Source organism: Kitasatospora sp. NPDC015121, assembly GCF_055562955.1.
The window spans coordinates 8,616-28,588 of record NZ_JBVHEH010000004.1 but is presented as its reverse complement, the minus strand read 5'-3'; the positions used below and the strand labels follow the sequence as shown (position 1 = coordinate 28,588).

Genomic DNA, 19,973 nt, shown 5'->3' with positions numbered 1-19,973 from the left:
GGTGGAGGACGTCATGACGAAGACAGCCGTGGTCACGGCCGGTACGGGCGGCATCGGCCTGGAGACGGCGCTGGGGCTGGCCGCCGCGGGATTCGCCGTCACCGTGGTCGGCCGCGACGCCGACCGGGGAGCCGGGGCGGTCGAGCGGATCAACGCGCAGCGCCCCGCGCACCCCGCCCGGTTCCGCTCCGCCGACCTGGCCTCGCTCGACCGGGTCCGCGCGCTGGCCGGGGCGATCGCCGCCGAGCACGCGGCCTCCGGGGAGCCGCTGACGGTGCTGGTCAACAACGTGGGGGCGATGTTCGCCGACCGGCGGCACGTCGACGGCGTCGAGGCGTCGTTCGTGGTCAACCACCTGTCGCCGTACCTGCTGACCGAGCTGCTGCTGCCCACGCTCGCGGCCGGGGCGCCCAGCCGGATCGTGAACGTGACCTCGGCCGCGGTCGGCGTCGCCAGGCGGGTGTTCGACGCCGTCGAGCCGCCGGGCGGCTACTACGGCTTCCACTGGTACGGGCGCGCCAAGCTGGCCCACCTCGCCCACACGCTCGACCTGGCGGCGCGGTTGGAGGGGACGGGCGTGTCGGTCTTCGCCGCCGATCCCGGTGGCGCCGCGACCGGCATGACCGACGGCACCCTGACCGACCCGAGGATCGTCTCCCCGCCGCTGCGGCTGCTGTGGCCGCTGGTGCGCCGCCGGTTCGAACGCTCCACGTCCGGTTCCGCGGCCTCGGCCGCCCGCTCCTCGATCGCCGCCGCCACCGACCCCGCGCTGACCGGCCGGACCGGTCTCGTCCTCGGCCCCTCGGCCGAGCCCGTCACCCCGTTCCGGGCCGCGACCGACCCCCGGGTCGCCGCCGCCGTGCGCCGGCTCAGCCGGGCCCACGCACCCGTGACGGGTCTGCCCGGGTGAGCCGGGGGCCGGTCCGGCGGTCGCCGTGACGCCCCGCTCCCGGCGTCCCGGACGTCGTCGGCGGGGTCAGAGCCGCACCGCGGTGAACAGGGTGGTCCCGCGCACCGGGTCCACCTCGGTCCGGCCGGTCTCGGTGAACCCGACCTTGGCCAGGACCCGGCGGGAGGCGGTGTTCCAGTCCCAGACCGTGGCCCACAGGCGCTCGTGCCCGGACGACCTGGCCCACTCCAGCACCGCCGACGAGGCCTCGGTCGCGTACCCCTGGCCCCAGACCCGGCGCAGCAGCTCGAACGCCAACTCCGGCTCCCCGGCCGCTCCCCGCCCGCTGTCCACCAGCCCGCAGTAGCCGATGACGTCACCGGAGGCCTTCCGCTCGACCGCCAGCAACCCGGTCGACCACAGCCGGTCGGCGCGGATCGACTCCGCCAGCTCCGCGAGCGTCGGGCGGCCGTCCGCGTCGATCCGGCGGTGCGGCGGCACCCGCGGATCACGTTCGGTCCACAGCTCGCGCTGGACGACGGCCTCCGCCACCCGCCAGGGCCTGAGCAGCAGGCGGCTCGTCTCCAGGACGACCTCGTGTTCCGGAACCGTTCCATCCGTCATGGCGGAAACCGTCTCACGGGCGGTCGCGCCGCCCTGCCGCGGGGTGCGGGGTGCGGGGTGCGGGTCGCGGCCACCGCCCGCCCGGGGGCACCCGCATATGATCGCCTGGCCGGACCGCGAACCAAGACGAGCCCCCTGGACACCTCCCCATGACGACCGCACCGCTGCGCAAGGACGCCGCCCGCAACTGGGGGCGGATCGTCGCCGTCGCCCGCGACCTGGTCGACCGGGGCACCCCCCTGCAGCTCAACGACATCGCCCGCCGGGCCGGCCTCGGGGTCGCCACCGTCTACCGGCACTTCCCCACCCCCGAGGCGCTGCTGGAGACCGTCGCCGCCCCCTGCCTCGAAGACCTCGCCGCCCACGGCGCCCGGGCCCTGGCCGACGCCGAGCCCCGGCGGGCGCTGGAGGGCTTCCTGTCCCGCGTCCTGCGGGCGCAGCTCACCGACGCCGCCCTGCCCCCGGTGTTCGCCGCCGCCGCGGACGCCCTGCCGCGCACCACCGAGCTGAAGGAGTCGCTCGCCTCGGCGGGCAGCACGCTCCTCGACCGGGCCCACGCCGCCGGAACCGTCCGCCCCGACCTCGCCGCCCGCGACCTGGTCCCGCTCGTGTGCGGCATCGCCCACGCCGTGAACGTCCACGGCGGCACGGCCGCCGACCGGGCCGCGACCGCCCGGCGCTACCTCGACACCCTGCTCGCCGGCCTGCGTCCCGCGCTGGACTGACTGACCGCCGCGGATCACGGCCGGGGCGGGGCCGGGGGACGGCCGGGACGTGCGCGCGTGACGGGCCGAGGGGACGTCAACTCCCGCTCCGGCAGCAGTGGTTCTTGCGGAAAGATCTTTCTGGCAGATGGGGGGAATTGCCCCGCTGTGCCCGCTGATGGGTGAGGTCAAGGAGTCTTTACAGCCCGGTCATGCCTCAGTAACCTCCTGGAAGTTCTTGCATGTATTTGCGCAAGCTCCCCCACCCATTCCCCTGCCGCGAGGCAGTTCCCCACCGCCCGCGGCCCCAGCACCGAGGGACACTCCCTTGACCAGACGAGCACGGCACCGGCGGCGCCCCATCGCCGCCGTACTGACAGCGGCGGCGGCACTCACCGCGAGCCTGCTGTCCACGGCTCAATTCGGCGTCACCGCGAGCGCGGCGGCCGACACCACGGCGACCGGCGGCAACACCGCCACCGTCTTCTACTACACCAAGACCCGGAACTGGTCGGCGTACGACCTGCACTGGGCCCCGGACGGCGGCAGTTGGACCACCGCGCCGGGCACCGCCATGCAGGCCGCCTGCACGGACTGGGTGAAGAAGACCGTCGACCTGGGCAGCGCCACCGGCCTGCAGGCGACGTTCACCAACGGCTCCGGCACCTGGGACAACAACGGCGGCAAGAACTACGCCCTGGGCACCGGCACCGTGGTGGTCAAGGACGGCGTGGTCGCCCACAGCGACCCCTGCGGCACGGACAACGGCGGTACCGACACCCCGAGTTCGAGCCCCACCCCGAGCCCGAGCCCGTCGTCGGCCGGGGCGAGCGCGACCGTCTACTACTACACCAAGACCCGCAACTGGTCGGCCTACGACCTGCACTACGCCCCCAACGGCGGCACCTGGACGACGTCGCCCGGCGTGGCGATGGAGGCCGCCTGCACGGACTGGGTGAAGAAGACCGTCCCGCTCGGCAGCGCCACCGGCCTGCAGGCGACGTTCACCAACGGCTCCGGCAGCTGGGACAACAACGGCGGCCGGAACTACGCCCTCGGGACGGGCGTGGTGACGGTCAAGGACGGCGTCGTCGGCAGCGCCGCGCCGTGCACCACCGGCACCCCGAGTTCGAGCCCGAGCGCCAGTGCCGGCGCGTCCGCGTCCGCTTCCGCCAGTCCGAGCCCGAACCCGAGCCCGTCCGCGAGCAGCAGCAGCACGCCGCCGCCGGCCGGGAACAGCGCCACCCTGTTCTACTCGACCGCCGTGGTCGGATGGAGCATCGTCAACCTGCACTACGCCCCGGCGGGCGGGGCGTGGACGGCGGTGCCCGGCGTCGGGATGGAGCTCGCCTGCCCGGGCTGGTACAAGCGCACCGTGTCGCTCGGCGGCGCGGCCACCATGGCGGCGACGTTCAACAACGGCAACGGCACCTGGGACAACAACAACGGCGCCAACTACGTCGTCCCGTCCGGTGTCAGCACCGTGCAGAACGGCAAGGTCACCGGCGGTGCCACCGACCCGTGCGCGGCGGTCGTGCCGGACACCACCGCGCCGAGCGTGCCGGGCGGGGTGAACGCCTCCGCCACCGACACGTCGATCGTGCTGACCTGGGAGCCGTCCACCGACGACACCCGGGTGACGGGCTACCAGGTGACCCGCAGCGGCGGCACCAGGGGTAGCTCGGTGATCAACGTCGGCTCGACCGTGTACGCGGACACCGGCCTCGAACCGCGCACCGTCTACACGTACACCGTGAAGGCGCTGGACGCGGCCGGGAACGTCTCCGCCGCCTCGGCCGCCGCGGTCGCCACCACCGGGGACGCGCCGCCGACCGCCAAGGCCGGGGAGATGATCGGCACCGACCCGCGCAAGGACCCGATCTACTTCGTGCTCACCGCCCGGTTCTACGACGGCGACACGTCCAACGACCGGGGCGGCAACCAGGACGTGAAGTCCGGCAACGCGGCCAACGGCGACCCGATGTTCCGCGGCGACTTCAAGGGCCTGGTGCAGAAGCTCGACTACGTCAAGGGCCTCGGCTTCTCGGCGATCTGGATCACCCCGGTGGTGCTGAACCGCTCCGACTACGACTACCACGGCTACCACGGCTACGACTTCTACCGGGTCGACCCGCGGCTGGAGTCGGCCGGCGCCTCGTACCAGGACCTGATCAACGCGGCCCACGCCAAGGGCATCAAGATCTACCAGGACGTGGTCTACAACCACAGCTCCCGCTGGGGCGCCAAGGGCCTGTACGTGCCGACCGTGTACGGCGTCCGGGACGCGCAGTGGTCCTGGTACTACGACGAGAAGCAGGCCGGCTTCGAGTACGACGGCCTGACCGTCGAGCCGAAGAGCGGCAAGTCGTACTACAACGGCGACCTGTGGTCGACCACCCAGCCCACCGGGCAGACCTGCGTCGGCTGGGGCAACCCGACCCAGTACAAGAGCCCCGAGGGCTACACGATCTACAACTGCCAGTGGCCGAGCCCGACTTCCGGCATGTTCCCGTCGAAGTACTTCCACGCCTGCTGGATCGGCAACTGGGAGGGCGAGGACTCGCGCTCCTGCTGGCTGGCCGACGACCTGGCCGACTTCAACACCGAGAACGCCGACGTCCAGAACTACCTGATCGGCGCGTACGACAAGTACATCGACATGGGCGTGGACGGCTTCCGGGTCGACACCGCCGTGCACATCCCGCGGGTCACCTGGAACCGGCGCTTCCTGCCGGCCATCCAGCAGCGGGTCACCCGGGACTGGGGCGCGGCCAAGGCGCAGAACTTCTTCGTCTTCGGCGAGGTCGCCGCGTTCGTCAACGACAAGTGGAACCGCGGCTCGGTCAACCACTCCGCGCAGTTCTACACCTGGAAGGAGCGCAAGGACTACACCGCCGACGACGTGCAGGCCGCGCTCGACCAGTACGCCTACGAGGAACAGCTGGGCACCGGCAGCCAGCCGACGTCCACCAACGCCTTCCTGGACGGCAACACCTACCACGCGCCCGACCACTCGAAGTTCTCCGGCATGAACATCATCGACATGCGGATGCACATGAACTTCGGCGACGCGCACAACGCGTTCGGCAACGGCAAGGACTCCGACGACTCCACCAACGACGCCACCTACAACGTGGTGTACGTCGACAGCCACGACTACGGACCGAACAAGTCCAGCGTGCGCTACACCGGCGGGACGGACGCCTGGGCCGAGAACATGGCGCTGATGTGGACCTTCCGCGGCATCCCGACGCTGTACTACGGCTCCGAGATCGAGTTCCAGGCCGGGAAGCAGATCGACTGCGGCCCGTCCTGCCCGCTCGCCACCACCGGCCGCGCCTACTACGGCGACAAGGTCGCCGGCAACGTGACGGCCAGTGACTTCTCGGTGGTCTCCGCGGCCGACGGCGCCGTCGCCACCACGCTGCAGCAGCCGCTGGTCAAGCAGGTGCAGCGGCTCAACCAGATCCGCCGGGCGGTCCCCGCCCTGCAGATGGGCCAGTACTCCACCGAGGGCGTCAGCGGCGGCATGTCCTTCAAGCGCCGCTACACCGACGCCGCCACCGGCGTCGACTCCTTCGCGCTGGTCACCGTCACGGACGCGGCCACCTTCGCCGGCGTCCCGAACGGCACCTACAAGGACGCCGTCTCCGGCGACGTCCGCACCGTCACCAACGGCACGCTGTCCGTCGCCGCCCCCGGCAAGGGCAACCTGCGGGTCTACGTCCTCGACCTGGGCGGCAAGAACGCCGCCCCGGGCAAGGTCGGCACCGACGGCCCGTACCTGAAGTAACGGCGACACCGGCCCGCGCCACCGGCGCGGGTCGGCAGCGGTCGACGGCCCCGGGCCGTCGACCGCTGTTAGCGTTCCGGGCATGGACGCCGCCCGACAGCTGACCGACGACGAGGGCAACCCCGTACGACTGCCGCCCGCCGTGCGGCGCGTCGTCTCCCTCGTGCCCTCCCTGACCGAGGCCGTCGCCGTCACCGCGCCCGGCCTGCTGGTCGGCGCCACCGACTGGTGCACCCACCCCGCCGGGCTGGCCGTCACCCGGATCGGCGGCACCAAGAACCCGGCGGTGGAGGCGGTCCGCGCCCTCCGGCCCGACCTGGTCGTCGCCAACGAGGAGGAGAACCGCGCCCCCGACCTGGCCGCCCTCCGCGCGGCCGGCGTCCCGGTCTGGACCACCCGGATCCGCGACCTCGACCAGGCCCTCGTCTCGCTCCGCCGCCTGCTCGTCGAGGCCCTCCGACTCCCGTGCCCCGACTGGCTGGTGGCCGCCCGGGCGGCCTGGGACTTCCCGCCGCCGACCCGCACCGTCCGCGCGGTCGCCCCGATCTGGCGCCGCCCCTGGATGGTCCTCGGCCAGGACACCTTCGCCGCCGACCTGCTGCGCCGCCTCGGCGTCGCGCTCCTCCCGGCCGCCCGCCCCGACCGCTACCCCCGCCTCACCCTCCCCGAACTCCACGCCCTGGAACCCGAGTTGCTCCTCCTTCCGGACGAGCCCTACCGCTTCACCGCCACCGACGGCCCGGACGCCTTCCCCGCCCTCCCGCACGCCCTGCTGAGCGGCCGCCACCTCACCTGGTACGGGCCGTCACTGGCCGAGGCCCCGGCCGTCCTCGCGGCCGGACTGGCCGCCCGCCGGACGTCGACTCCCGGCGCCTGACGGGCCGTCAGTTCGCCGGGTGCGGTCCGGTCTTCCAGAGGCGGGGGCGCTCCGGTGGGAGGATCGCCGGGCGCGGGGCGGTTCCAGGGGTCGACGCCGGGTCAACTTCCTTGGGCGGCAGGCGACGTGTGGCGGGCGACGGCGGCTTCGCCGAGGGCGACCATGGCGTCGGTGAGCAGGTCCATCTGGGCGGCGATGGTGCGTCCGGGGTCGGCCTGGGCGGCGATGAAGGCGCCGTCGAAGCCGGCGATGGTGAAGTAGTCGAGTTCGGCGGCGACGGCTCCGGCGACCTCGGGGCCCTGGTCGGCGTAGGCGGAGGCGATCATCACCCGCATGTAGGCGCGGCCCTCGTCGCGCACCTGCCGGTTCATCTCGGCGACTTCGGCCTCGGCGGCCTCGTCGCTGAGCATCAGCAGGAAGTGCAGCCGCATGAACTCCGGGTTGGCGGTGAAGACTTCGGCGGTCCGGCCCAGGTACCAGGCCATCCGTTCGCGGTGCGTGCCGCCGGCCGGCGGGTCGCTGTGGGCGGTGCGCATGGCGGCGAAGAACGCGCGGGCGCCGCGCGCCATCACGGCGGAGAGCAGGCCGCCCTTGGAGCGGAAGTGGTGGTAGATCGCGCTGCGGGGGAGTCCGGTCTCGGCGGTGATGGTGGAGATGGTGGTGCCCGCGTAGCCGCGCAGGGCCATCACGCGGGCGGCCGCGTCGAGGATCTCCTCCTTGGAGCGCCGTCCGCGCCGGTTGCCGCCGGTCTCCCCGCCGCCTGCCTTCGTCCCACTCGTCACCCGGTGATCTTAGGGCCCGCCGGGGTGTCCGGGCGTCCCCGCCGGGGCGAACGGCGGGTGGCCGACCTATTGACGCCCGCCCCGGGGCGTGTCAGCCTCCAGTTCTGGACGGAACGATCGGTCCAAAAGTTCGGCAGCGATCACTGGAGATCGGCATGACCAACGACAGACCAGCCAGATGCGACGTGGACGAACCGTGCGACTACGACACGGACGTGGCGGTCATCGGCTACGGCCCCACCGGCCTCGTCGGGGCGCTCACCCTGGCCGCCAAGGGCGCCCGCGTCACCGCCTTCGAACGGGACCGGGACGTCCACGCCCGGGCCCGCGCGGTGACCGTCAACGACTGGACGATGCGGATCTTCCAGGAGCTCGGCATCGACGAGCGGATCGAGAAGGTGATCGAGCCGCAGCGCGCCCTGCGCTGGGTCACCTACGCCGGCCGGGAGGTCATGCGGGTCGAGCACCCGCCGTCCACCCTCGGCACCCGCAACACCAGGCCGCGCTTCTACAACATCTACCAGCCCGCCATGGAGGCCGAGCTCCGCCGCTGCGGCGAGGAACTGCCCGGCCTGGAGGTCCGCTACGGCGCCGAGGTCACCGCCGTCGAACAGGACGCCCGCGGCGTCACCGTCACCACCCGCGACCGGGCCACCGGCGCCGAGACCAGCACCCGCGCCCGGTACGCGATCGCCGCCGACGGCGGCTCCAGCACCACCCGCAAACTGCTCGGCGTCCCGATGCTCGGGGACACCGCCGAGACGCTGTGGATCGTCATCGACTGCAAGGTCAAGCGCTGGTGGCCGGACCGCGACTTCCTCACCTTCTGGACCGACCGCGAGCGCCCCGTCGTCGACATCGCGCTCTCCGCGGGCAACCACCGCTGGGAGATCCCGCTCAAACCCGACGAGACCGAGGCCGACTTCGCCACCGCCGCGCAGGTCTGGCCGCTGCTCGAAGCGCTCGGCGTCACCACCGAGGACGTCGACGTCCACCAGTACGCGTTCTACCGGCACCACGTGCGCGCCGCCGAGACCTGGCGCCGGGGCCGGGTCTTCCTGGCCGGCGACGCCTGCCACCTGATGCCGCCGTGGGCCGGCGCCGGCATGCAGACCGGCATGCGCGACGCCCACAACCTGGGCTGGAAGCTCGCCCGGGTCCTCGACGGCACCCTCGACGAGCGCTGGCTCGACACCTACGAGGCCGAGCGCCGCCCCAGCGCCGACTTCTACACCGGCCTCGCCGTCGGCCTCGGCCGGGTCATCAAGCAGGAGGCCACAGAGCGGGAACTCGCGGCGATGAACACCGTGCCCGAGCACACCGTCACCCCCTGGGAGCCCCCGCTGACCGCCCCGCCCGTCCTCGCCGCCGGCTGGCTGCGCGGCGAACGGGGCGACGCCAGCGCCGTCGGCCGGATGCTCCCGCAGCCCGTCTGCTGCGACCCCGTCGGCCGGATGGCCCGCCTGGACGACCTGCTGCCCGACGGCTTCGTGCTGCTCGGCGCCGACCTCGACCCCGCCACCCTGCTCACCCCCGGACAGCGCGCCCAGTGGGACGCCCTCGGCACCCGCTACCTCGCCGTCCGCCCCCGCACCGCCCACACCCGGGGCCCCGACGAACTGGTCGACCTGGAGGACGCCCTGCTGCCGTGGCTGGCCCGCTACGGCGCCCGCGCGGTCGCCGTCCGCCCCGACAAGTTCGTCGCCGCCACCGACCGCACCGACCTGACCGTCCCCGCGCTGTGACGCGGCCACCGGACAAGGAGACACCCGTGACAGGAGTGCAGGAACTCGCGTACGTCGTCTACGAGGTCGGCGACCCCGCCGCCTGGGAGCACTTCGGCGTGACGCTGCTCGGCATGCAGCTCGGCGAGCGCACCGCCGACGGCTTCACGCTGCGCACCGACGAGAAGGCGCACCGCTGGATCGTCACCGAGGGCCCCGCCGACGACCTGGTCGCCAGCGGCTACCAGGTCGAGTCCGCCGAGGCGCTGGACGCGCTGGCCGCCCGGCTCGCCGGGGCGGGCGTCCCGGTCACCGAGGGCAGCGCCGCCGAGGCCGCGGCCCGCCGGGTCGAGCGCCTGCTGCGGGTCACCGACCCGATGGGCAACCCGGTCGAACTGGTCACCGGCCTCGCCGACGCCGCCACCCCGTTCCGCTCGGACGCCCTGCTCGGCTCCTTCGTCACCGGCACCGGCGGCGCCGGCCACCACGTGCTGCTGGCCGGGGGCGTCGAGCGCGACGACTACCTGGCCTTCTACGAGGGCCTGCTCGGGTTCCGGATCAGCGACCGGATCGTCGAGGAGCTGGCCCCCGGCGTCCTCGCCGACCTGATCTTCCTGCGCTGCAACCCGCGCCACCACAGCGTCGCGTTCGGCGACATGCCGCACCCGAAGCGCACCCACCACTTCATGGTCGAGGTCACCGACATCCGCGACGTGGGCCTCGCCCACGACCGGTGCATGGACGCCGGGCAGCCGTTCGAGATGACGCTCGGCATGCACCCCAACGACCACATGTTCAGCTTCTACGTCCGCACCCCGTCCGGCTTCTCGGTCGAGTACGGCTGGGGCGGCCTGCTGGTCGACGACGCCACCTGGCAGGTCACCACCCTCGACCGCCTGCACAGCTGGGGCCACCGCCCGCCCGAGCTCGTCCACGAGCTGCTCGGCCGCGCCCCCCGCACCAACCACCTCCCCGGGAGTGAGCACTGATGGCACTGGAGCCCCACGACATCGCCACCTTCGTCCGCACCGAGGACTGGAACATCCGCGTCCACGAGGCCGGCCAGGGCCACCCCCTGGTGCTGCTGCACGGCGGCGGACCCGGCGCCACCGGCTGGAGCAACTACGCGCCCAACATCGAGGCGCTGTCCCGGCACTTCCGGGTGATCGCCCCCGACCTGCCCGGCTGGGGCGAGTCCGACCCGGTCGACTTCGCCGACTACGACCACGTCGACGCGGTCTGCCAGCTGCTCGACGCGATGGGCGTCGAGCGGGCCGCGTTCGTCGGCAACTCGATGGGCGGCCACACCGCGCTGCGGCTCGCCGTCGAACGCCCCGAACGGGTCTCGCACCTGGTCACCATGGGCCCGCCGATCCAGATGAAGCCGTTCCTGTTCGGCGCGGGCGGCGGCCCCACCGAGGGCCTGAAGACCATGTACCAGACGTACGCGGACGCCTCCCCGGAGGGCATGCGCCGCCTGGTCGAGATCATGGTCTACGACAAGGCCCGGTTCGCCACCCCCGAACTGTGCGCCCTGCGCTCCGAGGCCGCGCTGCGCCGCCCCGAGCACCTGGCCATCGTCGCCGCCGCCGCCCCGAAGGCGCCGATCCCGATCTGGCTCGACCTGGCGAAGGTCTCCGGCATCACCGCGCCCGCGCTGCTGATCCACGGCCGCGACGACCGGGTGGTCTCCTTCGAGTCGACGCTCTTCCTGGCCGCGAACATCCCGGACTCCCGCGCGCACCTGATCAACCGCTGCGGCCACTGGGCCCAGCTGGAGCACGCCGACGAGTTCAACCGCCTGGTGACCGACTTCGTCACCCACCACTGAGGCCACCGGAGCACCAGATGAGCAACCCCACCCCGGTCCCGCCGGACGCCGTCGGCGCCGCCGCCGACCGCCTGCTGGACGCCCGGGCCACCGGCGTCCCGTGCCCGCCCGTCCGGGACCTGATCGGCCGCACCGACGTGCACGCCGCCTACGCCGTGCAGCAGCGCCTCGTCCGGGCCCGCACCGCCGCCGGCGGCCGGGTGGCGGGCCGCAAGATCGGCCTCACCTCGCCCGCCGTCCAGGCCCAACTGGGCGTCGACCGGCCCGACTTCGGCGTCCTGTTCGCCGACATGCAGTACGCCGACGGGGACGTCGTCCCGGCCGGCTCGGTCCTCCAGCCGCGGGCCGAGGCGGAGATCGCCTTCGTCCTCGGCACCGACCTCGCCGAGGGCGACCTCTCGCTCGAACAGGTCCGCGCCGCCGTCGACCACGCCGTCGCCGCCATCGAGGTCTGCGGCAGCCGGATCGCCGACTGGGACATCAGCTTCGCCGACACCGTCGCCGACAACGCCTCGGCCGGCGCCTACGTGCTCGGCACCGAACGCCGCCGGCTGGACGGCCCGGACGCGTTCGAGCCGCGCGAGGCCGTGATGACGATGAGCGTCGACGGGCAGCCGGTCTCCACCGGCGACGGCGCCGCCTGCCTGGGCGACCCGCTGCTCGCCCTGCGCTGGCTGGCCCGGCAGGCCCGCGCACTCGGCGACCCGCTGCGCGCCGGGCAGGTCGTGCTCTCCGGCGCGCTCGGCCCGATGCGCGCCGTCGAACCCGGCAGCACCGTGGAGGCGGTCGTCGCCCCGCTCGGCACCGTCCGGTTCACCCTCGGCCCCGACGACCAAGGAGCAGCACGATGACCAGGACGAAGGTCGCGATCATCGGTTCGGGCAACATCGGCACCGACCTCATGATCAAGGTGATGCGGACCTCGCGGCACCTGGAGATGGCCGCCGTGGTCGGCATCGACCCCGCCTCCGACGGCCTGGCCCGGGCCCGCCGACTCGGCTTCGCCACCACCGCCGAGGGCGTCGAAGGGCTCGTCGCCCTCCCGGAGTTCGACGAGATCGGCATCGTCTTCGACGCCACCTCCGCCAAGGCCCACCGGCACCACGCGGCCCGGCTGCTGCCGCTCGGCAAGCGGCTGGTCGACCTCACCCCGGCCGCCACCGGCCCGTACGTCGTCCCCGCCGTCAACCTGGACGACCACCTCGACGCGCCCGACGTCAACATGGTCACCTGCGGCGGCCAGGCCACCATCCCGGTGGTCGCCGCCGTCGCCCGGGTCGCCCCGGTGCGCTACGCCGAGATCGTCGCCTCGATCGCCAGCCGCTCCGCCGGGCCCGGCACCCGCGCCAACATCGACGAGTTCACCGAGACCACCTCCGCCGCGATCGTGACGGTCGGCGGCGCCGAGCGCGGCAAGGCGATCATCGTGCTCAACCCGGCCGAACCGCCGCTGATCATGCGCGACACCGTCTTCGCCCTGGTCGACGCCCCCGACGAGGCACGGCACGAGGAGATCCGGCGCAGCGTCGAGCGGATGGTCGCCGAGGTGGCCGGCTACGTGCCCGGCTACCGGCTCAAGCAGCGGGTGCAGATCACCCCGGTCGACGCCGAACAGCCCGTGCGCACCCTGCTGGCCGACGGCGCCCCGCGCCCCACCCACCAGGTGTCGGTGTTCCTGGAGGTCGAGGGCGCCGCCCACTACCTGCCGGCGTACGCGGGCAACCTCGACATCATGACCTCCGCCGCCCTGCGGGTGGCCGAGCGCATCGCAGCCCGGAAGGCGGCCCAGCCGTGAGCACCCCGATCTTCGTCCAGGACGTCACCCTGCGCGACGGCATGCACGCCGTCCGCCACCGGATCACCCCCGCCGACGTGCGGCGGATCGTCGCCGCGCTCGACGCGGCGGGCGTCGACGCCATCGAGGTCGCCCATGGTGACGGCCTGGCCGGCGGCTCGCTCAACTACGGGCCCGGCTCGCACAGCGACTGGGAGTGGATCGAGGCTGCCGCCTCGGTCCTGGAGCGGGCCCGGCTGACCACCCTGCTGCTGCCCGGCGTCGGCACCATCCACGAGCTGCGGCGCGCCCACGACCTCGGCGTGCGCTCGGTCCGGGTCGCCACCCACTGCACCGAGGCCGACATCTCCGCGCAGCACATCGCCGCCGCCCGCGAGATCGGCATGGACGTCTCCGGCTTCCTGATGCTCTCCCACCTGGCCCCGCCGGAGGAACTCGCCCGGCAGGCCAAGCTGATGGAGGGCTACGGCGCGCACTGCGTCTACGTCACCGACTCCGGCGGCCGGCTCACCATGAACGACGTCGCCGCCCGGGTCCGCGCCTACCGGGACGTCCTCGACCCCGGCACCGAGATCGGCATCCACGCCCACGAGAACCTCTCGCTCTCGGTCGCCAACTCGCTCACCGCCGTCGAGCACGGCGCCGTCCGGGTCGACGCCTCGCTGGCCGGCCACGGCGCGGGCGCGGGCAACTGCCCGCTGGAGGCGTTCGTCGCGGTCGCCGACCTCTCCGGGCTGGAGCACCGCTGCGACCTGTTCAAGCTCCAGGACGCCGCCGACGACCTGGTCCGCCCGCTCCAGGACCGCCCGGTCCGGGTCGACCGGGAGACCCTCACCCTCGGCTACGCGGGCGTCTACTCGTCCTTCCTGCGGCACGCCGAACGGGCCGCCGGGCAGTACGGCGTCGACGTCCGCGACATCCTGATGGAGTGCGGCCGCCGGCGCCTGGTCGGCGGCCAGGAGGACATGATCATCGACATCGCGCTCGACCTGACCGCCCGCGCCTGACCGTCCGCGCCTGACCGTCCGCGCCTGGCTGCCCGTGCCTGGCCGCCCGTGCCTGACCGCCCGTCACCGGCCCGGCGGCCGGGTGAACACGCAGTCACCGCACAGGCCGCCGGACGGCACCCGGTAGTACAGGCAGCACGACGCCCGGCGGAACGCCAACGGACCGCCGGGCGCCGACACCGCACCCGTGCCCGCCAGCGCCGGACGGGCCAGCAGCCCGCGCGCCAGCGCGGCCGCCGGGGCGCGCAGGTGCGGCACGGACCCCGCCTGCCGGGCCGCGCCCACCAGCGCCGACGCCGCGTTGCCCGCCAGCAGCCCCGGCGCGAGCGGCACGACGGCCCGCACCGCCGCCGCCAGCGGCACCAACTGCCCCTCCCACACCACCCGTTCCAGCTCCTCCGGGCCGGCCGCGGCACCGCCCGCCGGCACCCACAGGTCGAACGGCCCCTGCGGCGGCAGCGCGAACCACGCCCCGCCCAGCTCCGGCACCCGCCCGGTCACCAGCGCCGCCCCCAGCGCCACCGACCACAGCCGCGCCGCCAGCCCCAGGTGCGCCGTCGACGCCGCCACCCGCGCCTCGCCCGTCCCCAGCACCCGCGCCACCTCGGCGACCCGCCCCGCCAACGGGCCGCCCGCACCGTACAGCTCGGCCAGCGGCCGGAAGCCCGGCGGCGGCGACGGGTCGGTGCGGACGGCGAAGTACGGCCCGAGCGCGGCCGACGGATCGGCGGCCGTCACGGGCGGACCGGGACCGGGGAAACACGGGTGAGGAGCACAGCACGGAGTGTAATGTGGCGATCCGCCCGGACCGGGCGGCGGTCGGAGGGGAAGGGGCGGACGGATGGAACCGATCTCGTTGGCGCTGCTGGCGGCACTGGCCGGCGGCGCGGGAGGCGAACTCGGCAAGCAGAGCTGGAACGCGCTGACCGCCCTCGTCCGGCGGCCCTTCCGGCACGCGGCGGCGGCCAGCAGCGGGGAGGCCGAACTCGTCGCCCTGGAACGCGACCCGCAGAACACCGAACTGGCCGGCCGCCTGAACACCGCGCTCGCCGTCCGGACCGCCCTGGAGCCGGAGTTCGGCCCCGAGCTGGCGGACTGGCACGGCCAGGCCCAGCGGGCACTGGAGGGCGCCACCATCGTCCACAACGAGATCCACGACGGCACGTACAACAACATGGTCATCCAGGTCGGCAGGATCGGCGGCATGACCACCCATCAGCAGACCCTGCCCCCGACCCCCGGGGACGGCACCCGGCAGCTCCCGGGCTGACCCCGCCGCCCCGACGCGCTGCAGCCCGAGCGGCGGCCCGTCGGGGCCGCACCCGGCGGGCAACGTGTCACACCCCCCGTAACCCCCTGGCGTCCGGCCGCCGCGCCGCCTAGGGTCCCGTCCCGGAACGGTCGACTCGGAGCGGGGAGGACCACGGATGCGGTACCGCGAACTCGGGCGCAGCGGCGTCGAGGTGTCGGAGGTCGGTTACGGGGCGTGGGGGATCGGGGCGTCCAGCTGGGTGGGCGCGCGCGAGGAGGACTCGCTGGCGGCGCTGCACCGGGCGATCGACCTCGGGGTGAACTTCGTCGACACCGCCCGCGGCTACGGGGAGAGCGAACGCCTGGTCGGGCAGGTGGTGCGGGAACGGGCGGCCAACGGCGAGCGGGTGCTGGTGGCGACCAAGGTGCCGCCGCTGAACGGCCAGTGGCCGGCCCGGCGCGGGGTCAACCCGGCCGAGACCTTCCCCGGCGCGCACATCCGGCGGAGCCTGGAGACCTCGCTGGCCGCCAGCGGCCTGGAGCGCTTCGACCTGGTGCAGTTCCACGTGTGGAGCGACGAGTGGCTGGGGCGCGGCGACTGGCTGGAGACCGTCCGGGAGCTCAGGCGGGAGGGCCTGATCGGCCTGTTCGGCGTCTCGATCAACGACCACGAGCCGCACAGCGCCGTCGAGTTGGTGCGCAGCGGCGAGGTCGACGCGGTGCAGGTGATCTTCAACGTGTTCGACCAGTCGCCGCTGGACGAGCTGTTCCCGGCCTGCCAGGAGCACGGCGTCGGGGTGATCGTCCGGGTCGCGCTCGACGAGGGCGGTCTGACCGGCCGGATCACCCCCGGCACCACCTTCCCGGAGGGCGACTTCCGGCGCCGCTACTTCCGCGACGACCGGCCCGCCCAGGTGGCCCGCCGGGTCGCCGCGCTCACCGCCGACCTCGGCATCACCGACGACCGGCTCGCCGAGACCGCCCTGCGGTTCGTGCTCAGCTCGCCCGCCGTGTCGACGGTCATTCCCGGCATGCGCACGGTCCGCAACGTCGAACGCAACGCGGCGGTCGGTGACGGCGTCCCGCTGGGCGAGGAGCAGCTGAAGGTGCTGGCCGACCACCGCTGGGAGCGCAACTTCTACTCCTGATCCTCCGGCCGCCGGGTGTCGGCGGGTGCGGTTGTCGGGACGGGGTGGCAGGGTGGGACGCATGTGCGGTCGTTTCGTCTCCACCACCCCTCCCGCGGACCTGGTCCCGCTGCTCGGCGTCACCGACTGGGACCCGGCCGAGGCCCTGGCACCGAACTGGAACGTCGCCCCGACCGCCCCGATCACCGCGGTGCTGGACCGGGTGGACGCCGACACCGGCGAGGTCCGGCGCCAACTGCGGGTGCTGCGCTGGGGGTTGGTGCCCTCCTGGGCCAAGGACCGGTCCGGCGCGGCCCGGCTGATCAACGCCCGCTCGGAGACCGTCGACCAGAAGCCCTCGTTCCGCCGGGCGTTCGCCAAGCGCCGCTGCGTCATCCCCGCCGACGGCTACTACGAGTGGCGCCCGGTGCCCGCCGCCGACGGCCGCAAGGCCTACAAGCAGCCGTACTTCCTCTCCACCGGCGCCGTCATGCTGATGGCCGGGCTGTACGAGTTCTGGCGGGACGCCGACCTGCCAGAGGACGACCCGGCGGCCTGGCTGGCGACCGCCACCATCCTGACCACCGACGCCACCGACCGGGCCGGCCGGGTGCACGACCGGATGCCGCTGATCGTCCCCCGCGCCGAACTGGACGACTGGCTCGACCCCGCCCACACCGACCGGGACGACCTGCGCCACCTGCTGGAACGCCCCGCCGACGGCGACCTGCGGGTCCGGGCCGTCCCGACCGCCGTCAACCGGGTCGCCACCAACGGGCCGGACCTGCTCGCCGACGCCCCCGACCCGCTCGGCCTGTCCGACTGAGCCGCCGGACGGAGGTCAGTCCCCGTCGGTGTCAACCGAGTTCCTCCCCCCGGGCAGCAACTGCCGGTTCCGGCCGCGGTGCACCCGGCGGGCCATCCCGCCCGCGGCGAGCGTCACCCGGGCGACGCCCCGCACCCAGCCCGGCCCGCCGCGCTCGGCCCACACCACGCAGCCGCAGCCGCCCAGCACCAGCACCAGGACGACGACCAACACCGCACCGACCACGGGGAACCACCTCTCGCGCATCACGACCGGACCGCCCGATCATCGCAGCCCGCCGCCGCGGACCGGCACCGCCGGACGGGGGTTGACAACCACCCCGCCGACACGCTCCGATGGCCCGCACATGACCGACTCCTCCACCGCTGACGACCCCGCCTCCGACGCCCTCCAGGGCCTGTCCGTCGGCGACGCGCTCGGCGCCCAGTTCTTCGTCCCCGACACCGCCCGCCGCCACCTCGCCGCCCGCACCGACCCGCCCGGCCCCTGGCCGTGGACCGACGACACCGAGATGGCCTGCTCGGTGCACGCCGCCTGGCGCGAACGCGGCGCCGTCGACACCTTCGACCTCACCCACGCCTTCGCCCGCCGGCACGACTTCGACCGGGGCTACGGCCCGGCCGCCAACCGCCTGCTACGTCCAGGCCCTCTCTTTCGGATCTTGCCGGGCGCCCGACGCCGGGCATCCCGCCTGGAAGCACCGGCCCCACACCCAAGTACGTCCAGTACGAGGGCGTGGGGCCGGCACTCCCAGCCGGGCGCCCGACGCCGCGCGCTGATCCGACAAGATCCGAAAGAGAGGGCCTGATCCGCGAGGGCGGCGACGCCCGCCGCCTGGCCGCCGAACTCTTCGACGGCCAGGGCTCGTTCGGCAACGGCGCGGCCATGCGGGTGGCCCCGCTCGGCGCCGCCCTCGCCGCCGACCCGGCCGCCGCCGTCCGCCCGGCCGCCGACACCGCCGTGATCACCCACACCCACCCGCAGGCCGTGGACGGCGCGATCGCGGTGGCCGTCGCCGCCGCCCTCGCCGTCCGCGCCCGCACCGAACCCACCACGCCCGCAAGCCACTTGCGGGCCGTCGCCGCCCTCACCCCGCACGGCGCCGTCCGCCGGGGCCTGACCGAGGCGGCCCGGATCACCGACCGCACCGACCCCGGCGCGGCCGCCGCCGTCCTCGGCAACGGCAGCCGCACCAGCGCCACCGACACCGTCCCGTACGCCCTGTGGTGCGCCGCCCACTGGCTCGACGACTACCCGGGCGCCGTACGGGCCGCGATCGGCGCGGGCGGCGACGTCGACACCGTCGCCGCGATCACCGGCGGCGTGGTCGCCGCCCGCACCGGCACCGCCGGCATCCCCGCCCGCTGGCTGGCCGCCCGCGAACCCCTCCCCGCCTGGGCGTTCCCGCCGCCACTGCGCCCCGCCCCGCGCCCGCTCACCCCGATGCGGCTGCCCCGCCCGCACCCGGTGCCCGACCTGCGCTGGTCCGACCACCACTGGCACCGTTACCGCACCGGCCTGCGCACCCCGCACTGGCTGACCCGCACCACCGAGGGCGTGCTGCGCCTGCACCGCGCCGACACCGGCGCCGAGACCTGGTCACTCGCCTTCGCCGCCGGGAAGGACGGCTGGCGCCCGGTCGCCGCCCACGTCGAAGCCCACCCCGCCCACTTCGCCGGCCCCGCCCGACTGACCGACGCCCTGCTCGCCCTCGAAGCGGGTTCCTGAACAGCGCACCGCCGGACGAGCGCGCGGTGGCCGGGTGGTGACGGACAGTCGGCGGCCGGTAGGGTGACCGGGGAAGACACGGGGGCGACGCGGAGAAGGCGCGGGGAACGGCGAGGGGGCGGGCAGTGATCGAAGCAGTGCTGTTCGACCTCGACGGCACCCTGCTGGACCACGACGGCGCGGCCGAAGCCGCCGTCCTCGCCGGGGTTGCGGCGGAACTGCCCGGCCGCGACTTCGACCGGGACGAGGTGCTGCGGGTCTGGCGCCGCCTGGAGCGCCGCGAGTACGACCGCTACCTGGCGGGCGAGTCGACCGTCCAGCAGCAGCGCCGGATCCGGGCGACCGGTCTCGCCGTGCACCTCGGCCTGGGGGAGTGGTCGGCCGAACGGGCCGACGCCTGGTTCGCCGGCTTCCTGCGCCGCTACGAGCGCTCCTGGCGGGCCTACCCCGACGCGCCGCAGGCCGTCCGGGCGGCGGGCGCCGGGCGGCGGCTCGGCGTGATCACCAACGGCGAGGGCGACATCCAGCGCCGCAAACTGCGCGCCGTCGGCCTGGCCGAACTCGCCCCGCACACCACCGCCTCCGCCGAGGCGGGCTGCGCCAAGCCCGACCCGGCGATCTTCCACCTGGCCTGCCGCACCCTCGGCGTCGCCCCCGAACGCACCGCGTACGTCGGCGACCGCCTCGACGTGGACGCCGAGGCCGCCACCGCCGCCGGACTGCTGGGCATCTGGCTGGACCGCGAGCCGAGCGGCGAGCGGGCGTCCGTCCCCCGGATCCACTCGCTCGCCGAACTCGCCCCGCTGCTGGGCTGACCGCCGCGCGGGTCGCTCAGCTCCGGCCGAACAGCCGGGAGAACCACGAACCGGCCGGCGCCGCAGCGCCCTCGGCGGCCGTCTTCGCGTTCGCGCCGGCCTTCGCCTTCGCCTTCGCCTTCGCCTTCGCCTTCGCCTTCGCCTTCGCCTTCGCCTTCGCCTTCGCCTTCGCCTTCGCCTTCGCCTTCGCCTTCGCCTTC

The 19,973-nt window shown here is 74.3% G+C and carries 21 protein-coding genes; 16 read left to right on the top strand and 5 right to left on the bottom strand.

Annotated features, from left to right (window positions below; translation table 11 throughout):
• The first annotated feature begins 13 nt into the window (after positions 1-13).
• Positions 14-910: an SDR family NAD(P)-dependent oxidoreductase gene (locus ACZ3J7_RS06050; RefSeq protein ID WP_465617324.1), complete on the top strand. Its 897-nt coding sequence runs from the start codon at positions 14-16 to the stop codon at positions 908-910.
• A 66-nt stretch (positions 911-976) separates the two neighbouring features.
• Here ACZ3J7_RS06050 and ACZ3J7_RS06045 read toward each other — a convergent pair whose 3' ends face one another.
• On the bottom strand, positions 977-1,513 hold the full coding sequence (locus ACZ3J7_RS06045; protein WP_465617322.1) for a GNAT family N-acetyltransferase: 537 nt from the start codon (positions 1,511-1,513) through the stop codon (positions 977-979).
• 149 nt (positions 1,514-1,662) lie between these two features.
• Between ACZ3J7_RS06045 and ACZ3J7_RS06040 the strand changes: the two genes are divergently transcribed.
• The 3 genes from ACZ3J7_RS06040 to ACZ3J7_RS06030 all read left to right on the top strand — a co-directional run bounded on the left by ACZ3J7_RS06040 (position 1,663) and on the right by ACZ3J7_RS06030 (position 6,887).
• A complete protein-coding gene (locus tag ACZ3J7_RS06040) occupies positions 1,663-2,238 on the top strand; it encodes a TetR/AcrR family transcriptional regulator (protein WP_465617320.1) in 576 nt (191 codons plus the stop codon).
• Between the two features lie 307 nt (positions 2,239-2,545).
• On the top strand, positions 2,546-6,010 hold the full coding sequence (locus tag ACZ3J7_RS06035) for a carbohydrate binding domain-containing protein (protein WP_465617318.1): 3,465 nt from the start codon (positions 2,546-2,548) through the stop codon (positions 6,008-6,010).
• Positions 6,011-6,092: 82 nt separating this feature from the next.
• Complete coding sequence (locus tag ACZ3J7_RS06030; RefSeq protein WP_465617316.1) at positions 6,093-6,887, top strand: helical backbone metal receptor; 795 nt, start codon at positions 6,093-6,095, stop codon at positions 6,885-6,887.
• A 101-nt stretch (positions 6,888-6,988) separates the two neighbouring features.
• Here the strand turns inward: ACZ3J7_RS06030 and ACZ3J7_RS06025 are convergent, their stop codons facing one another.
• Entirely contained in the window at positions 6,989-7,669 is a 681-nt protein-coding gene (locus tag ACZ3J7_RS06025) for a TetR/AcrR family transcriptional regulator (protein WP_465617314.1), read from the bottom strand.
• Positions 7,670-7,824: 155 nt separating this feature from the next.
• On the opposite strand from ACZ3J7_RS06025, the gene ACZ3J7_RS06020 reads away from it, so the two are divergent.
• From ACZ3J7_RS06020 to dmpG, 6 genes are read left to right on the top strand one after another with little or no spacing between them, the layout of a single operon-like run.
• Entirely contained in the window at positions 7,825-9,414 is a 1,590-nt protein-coding gene (locus ACZ3J7_RS06020) for a bifunctional 3-(3-hydroxy-phenyl)propionate/3-hydroxycinnamic acid hydroxylase (RefSeq protein ID WP_465617312.1), read from the top strand.
• A 26-nt stretch (positions 9,415-9,440) separates the two neighbouring features.
• The gene (locus ACZ3J7_RS06015) at positions 9,441-10,382 is read left to right on the top strand and encodes a VOC family protein (RefSeq protein WP_465617311.1); all 942 of its coding nucleotides are present in this window, start codon (positions 9,441-9,443) and stop codon (positions 10,380-10,382) included.
• Complete coding sequence (locus tag ACZ3J7_RS06010) at positions 10,382-11,224, top strand: alpha/beta fold hydrolase (protein ID WP_465617309.1); 843 nt, start codon at positions 10,382-10,384, stop codon at positions 11,222-11,224. Before ACZ3J7_RS06015 ends, ACZ3J7_RS06010 begins: the two co-directional genes overlap by 1 nt.
• A gap of 17 nt (positions 11,225-11,241) precedes the next feature.
• Positions 11,242-12,075, top strand: coding sequence for a 2-keto-4-pentenoate hydratase (locus ACZ3J7_RS06005; RefSeq protein WP_465617307.1), 834 nt, complete (start codon positions 11,242-11,244; stop codon positions 12,073-12,075).
• On the top strand, positions 12,072-13,019 hold the full coding sequence (locus tag ACZ3J7_RS06000; RefSeq protein WP_465617305.1) for an acetaldehyde dehydrogenase (acetylating): 948 nt from the start codon (positions 12,072-12,074) through the stop codon (positions 13,017-13,019). Before ACZ3J7_RS06005 ends, ACZ3J7_RS06000 begins: the two co-directional genes overlap by 4 nt.
• Complete coding sequence (gene dmpG / locus ACZ3J7_RS05995) at positions 13,016-14,026, top strand: 4-hydroxy-2-oxovalerate aldolase (protein WP_465617303.1); 1,011 nt, start codon at positions 13,016-13,018, stop codon at positions 14,024-14,026. The genes ACZ3J7_RS06000 and dmpG overlap by 4 nt, the downstream gene beginning before the upstream one ends.
• A 63-nt stretch (positions 14,027-14,089) precedes the next feature.
• Here dmpG and ACZ3J7_RS05990 read toward each other — a convergent pair whose 3' ends face one another.
• Positions 14,090-14,764, bottom strand: coding sequence for a (2Fe-2S)-binding protein (locus tag ACZ3J7_RS05990; RefSeq protein ID WP_465617301.1), 675 nt, complete (start codon positions 14,762-14,764; stop codon positions 14,090-14,092).
• 103 nt (positions 14,765-14,867) lie between these two features.
• Here ACZ3J7_RS05990 and ACZ3J7_RS05985 point away from each other — a divergent pair, with 103 nt between their 5' ends.
• From ACZ3J7_RS05985 to ACZ3J7_RS05975, 3 genes are all read left to right on the top strand, one after another.
• Positions 14,868-15,296, top strand: a complete 429-nt coding sequence (locus ACZ3J7_RS05985) for a hypothetical protein (protein ID WP_465617299.1) — start codon at positions 14,868-14,870, stop codon at positions 15,294-15,296.
• 157 nt (positions 15,297-15,453) lie between these two features.
• Complete coding sequence (locus ACZ3J7_RS05980) at positions 15,454-16,425, top strand: aldo/keto reductase (RefSeq protein WP_465617297.1); 972 nt, start codon at positions 15,454-15,456, stop codon at positions 16,423-16,425.
• A gap of 61 nt (positions 16,426-16,486) precedes the next feature.
• On the top strand, positions 16,487-17,230 hold the full coding sequence (locus ACZ3J7_RS05975; RefSeq protein ID WP_465617295.1) for an SOS response-associated peptidase: 744 nt from the start codon (positions 16,487-16,489) through the stop codon (positions 17,228-17,230).
• A gap of 15 nt (positions 17,231-17,245) precedes the next feature.
• Here ACZ3J7_RS05975 and ACZ3J7_RS05970 read toward each other — a convergent pair whose 3' ends face one another.
• On the bottom strand, positions 17,246-17,455 hold the full coding sequence (locus ACZ3J7_RS05970; RefSeq protein WP_465617293.1) for a hypothetical protein: 210 nt from the start codon (positions 17,453-17,455) through the stop codon (positions 17,246-17,248).
• Between the two features lie 121 nt (positions 17,456-17,576).
• Here ACZ3J7_RS05970 and ACZ3J7_RS05965 point away from each other — a divergent pair, with 121 nt between their 5' ends.
• The 3 genes from ACZ3J7_RS05965 to ACZ3J7_RS05955 all read left to right on the top strand — a co-directional run bounded on the left by ACZ3J7_RS05965 (position 17,577) and on the right by ACZ3J7_RS05955 (position 19,773).
• Positions 17,577-18,038: an ADP-ribosylglycohydrolase family protein gene (locus ACZ3J7_RS05965; protein WP_465617291.1), complete on the top strand. Its 462-nt coding sequence runs from the start codon at positions 17,577-17,579 to the stop codon at positions 18,036-18,038.
• Positions 17,966-18,958: an ADP-ribosylglycohydrolase family protein gene (locus ACZ3J7_RS05960; protein WP_465617289.1), complete on the top strand. Its 993-nt coding sequence runs from the start codon at positions 17,966-17,968 to the stop codon at positions 18,956-18,958. Before ACZ3J7_RS05965 ends, ACZ3J7_RS05960 begins: the two co-directional genes overlap by 73 nt.
• A 125-nt stretch (positions 18,959-19,083) precedes the next feature.
• Positions 19,084-19,773 carry an HAD family hydrolase gene (locus tag ACZ3J7_RS05955; RefSeq protein WP_465617287.1) on the top strand — a complete coding sequence of 230 codons (690 nt, stop codon included), beginning with the start codon at positions 19,084-19,086 and terminating at the stop codon, positions 19,771-19,773.
• A gap of 16 nt (positions 19,774-19,789) precedes the next feature.
• Here the strand turns inward: ACZ3J7_RS05955 and ACZ3J7_RS05950 are convergent.
• Positions 19,790-19,973, bottom strand: a 184-nt coding sequence (locus ACZ3J7_RS05950) for a hypothetical protein (protein ID WP_465617285.1), incomplete at its 5' end; no start/stop codon positions are given.

Bases quoted from the DNA above. Each gene is read 5' to 3' on its own strand.
- ACZ3J7_RS05975 (WP_465617295.1), top strand. From the start codon at position 16,487: ATGTGCGGTCGTTTCGTCTCCACCACCCCTCCCGCGGACCTGGTCCCG.
- ACZ3J7_RS06040 (WP_465617320.1), top strand. From the start codon at position 1,663: ATGACGACCGCACCGCTGCGCAAGGACGCCGCCCGCAACTGGGGGCGG.
- ACZ3J7_RS06010 (WP_465617309.1), top strand. From the start codon at position 10,382: ATGGCACTGGAGCCCCACGACATCGCCACCTTCGTCCGCACCGAGGAC.
- ACZ3J7_RS06020 (WP_465617312.1), top strand. From the start codon at position 7,825: ATGACCAACGACAGACCAGCCAGATGCGACGTGGACGAACCGTGCGAC.
- ACZ3J7_RS06000 (WP_465617305.1), top strand. From the start codon at position 12,072: ATGACCAGGACGAAGGTCGCGATCATCGGTTCGGGCAACATCGGCACC.
- ACZ3J7_RS06045 (WP_465617322.1), bottom strand. From the start codon at position 1,513: ATGACGGATGGAACGGTTCCGGAACACGAGGTCGTCCTGGAGACGAGC.
- ACZ3J7_RS06050 (WP_465617324.1), top strand. From the start codon at position 14: ATGACGAAGACAGCCGTGGTCACGGCCGGTACGGGCGGCATCGGCCTG.
- ACZ3J7_RS05965 (WP_465617291.1), top strand. From the start codon at position 17,577: ATGACCGACTCCTCCACCGCTGACGACCCCGCCTCCGACGCCCTCCAG.
- ACZ3J7_RS05985 (WP_465617299.1), top strand. From the start codon at position 14,868: ATGGAACCGATCTCGTTGGCGCTGCTGGCGGCACTGGCCGGCGGCGCG.
- ACZ3J7_RS05980 (WP_465617297.1), top strand. From the start codon at position 15,454: ATGCGGTACCGCGAACTCGGGCGCAGCGGCGTCGAGGTGTCGGAGGTC.
- ACZ3J7_RS06005 (WP_465617307.1), top strand. From the start codon at position 11,242: ATGAGCAACCCCACCCCGGTCCCGCCGGACGCCGTCGGCGCCGCCGCC.
- ACZ3J7_RS06030 (WP_465617316.1), top strand. From the start codon at position 6,093: ATGGACGCCGCCCGACAGCTGACCGACGACGAGGGCAACCCCGTACGA.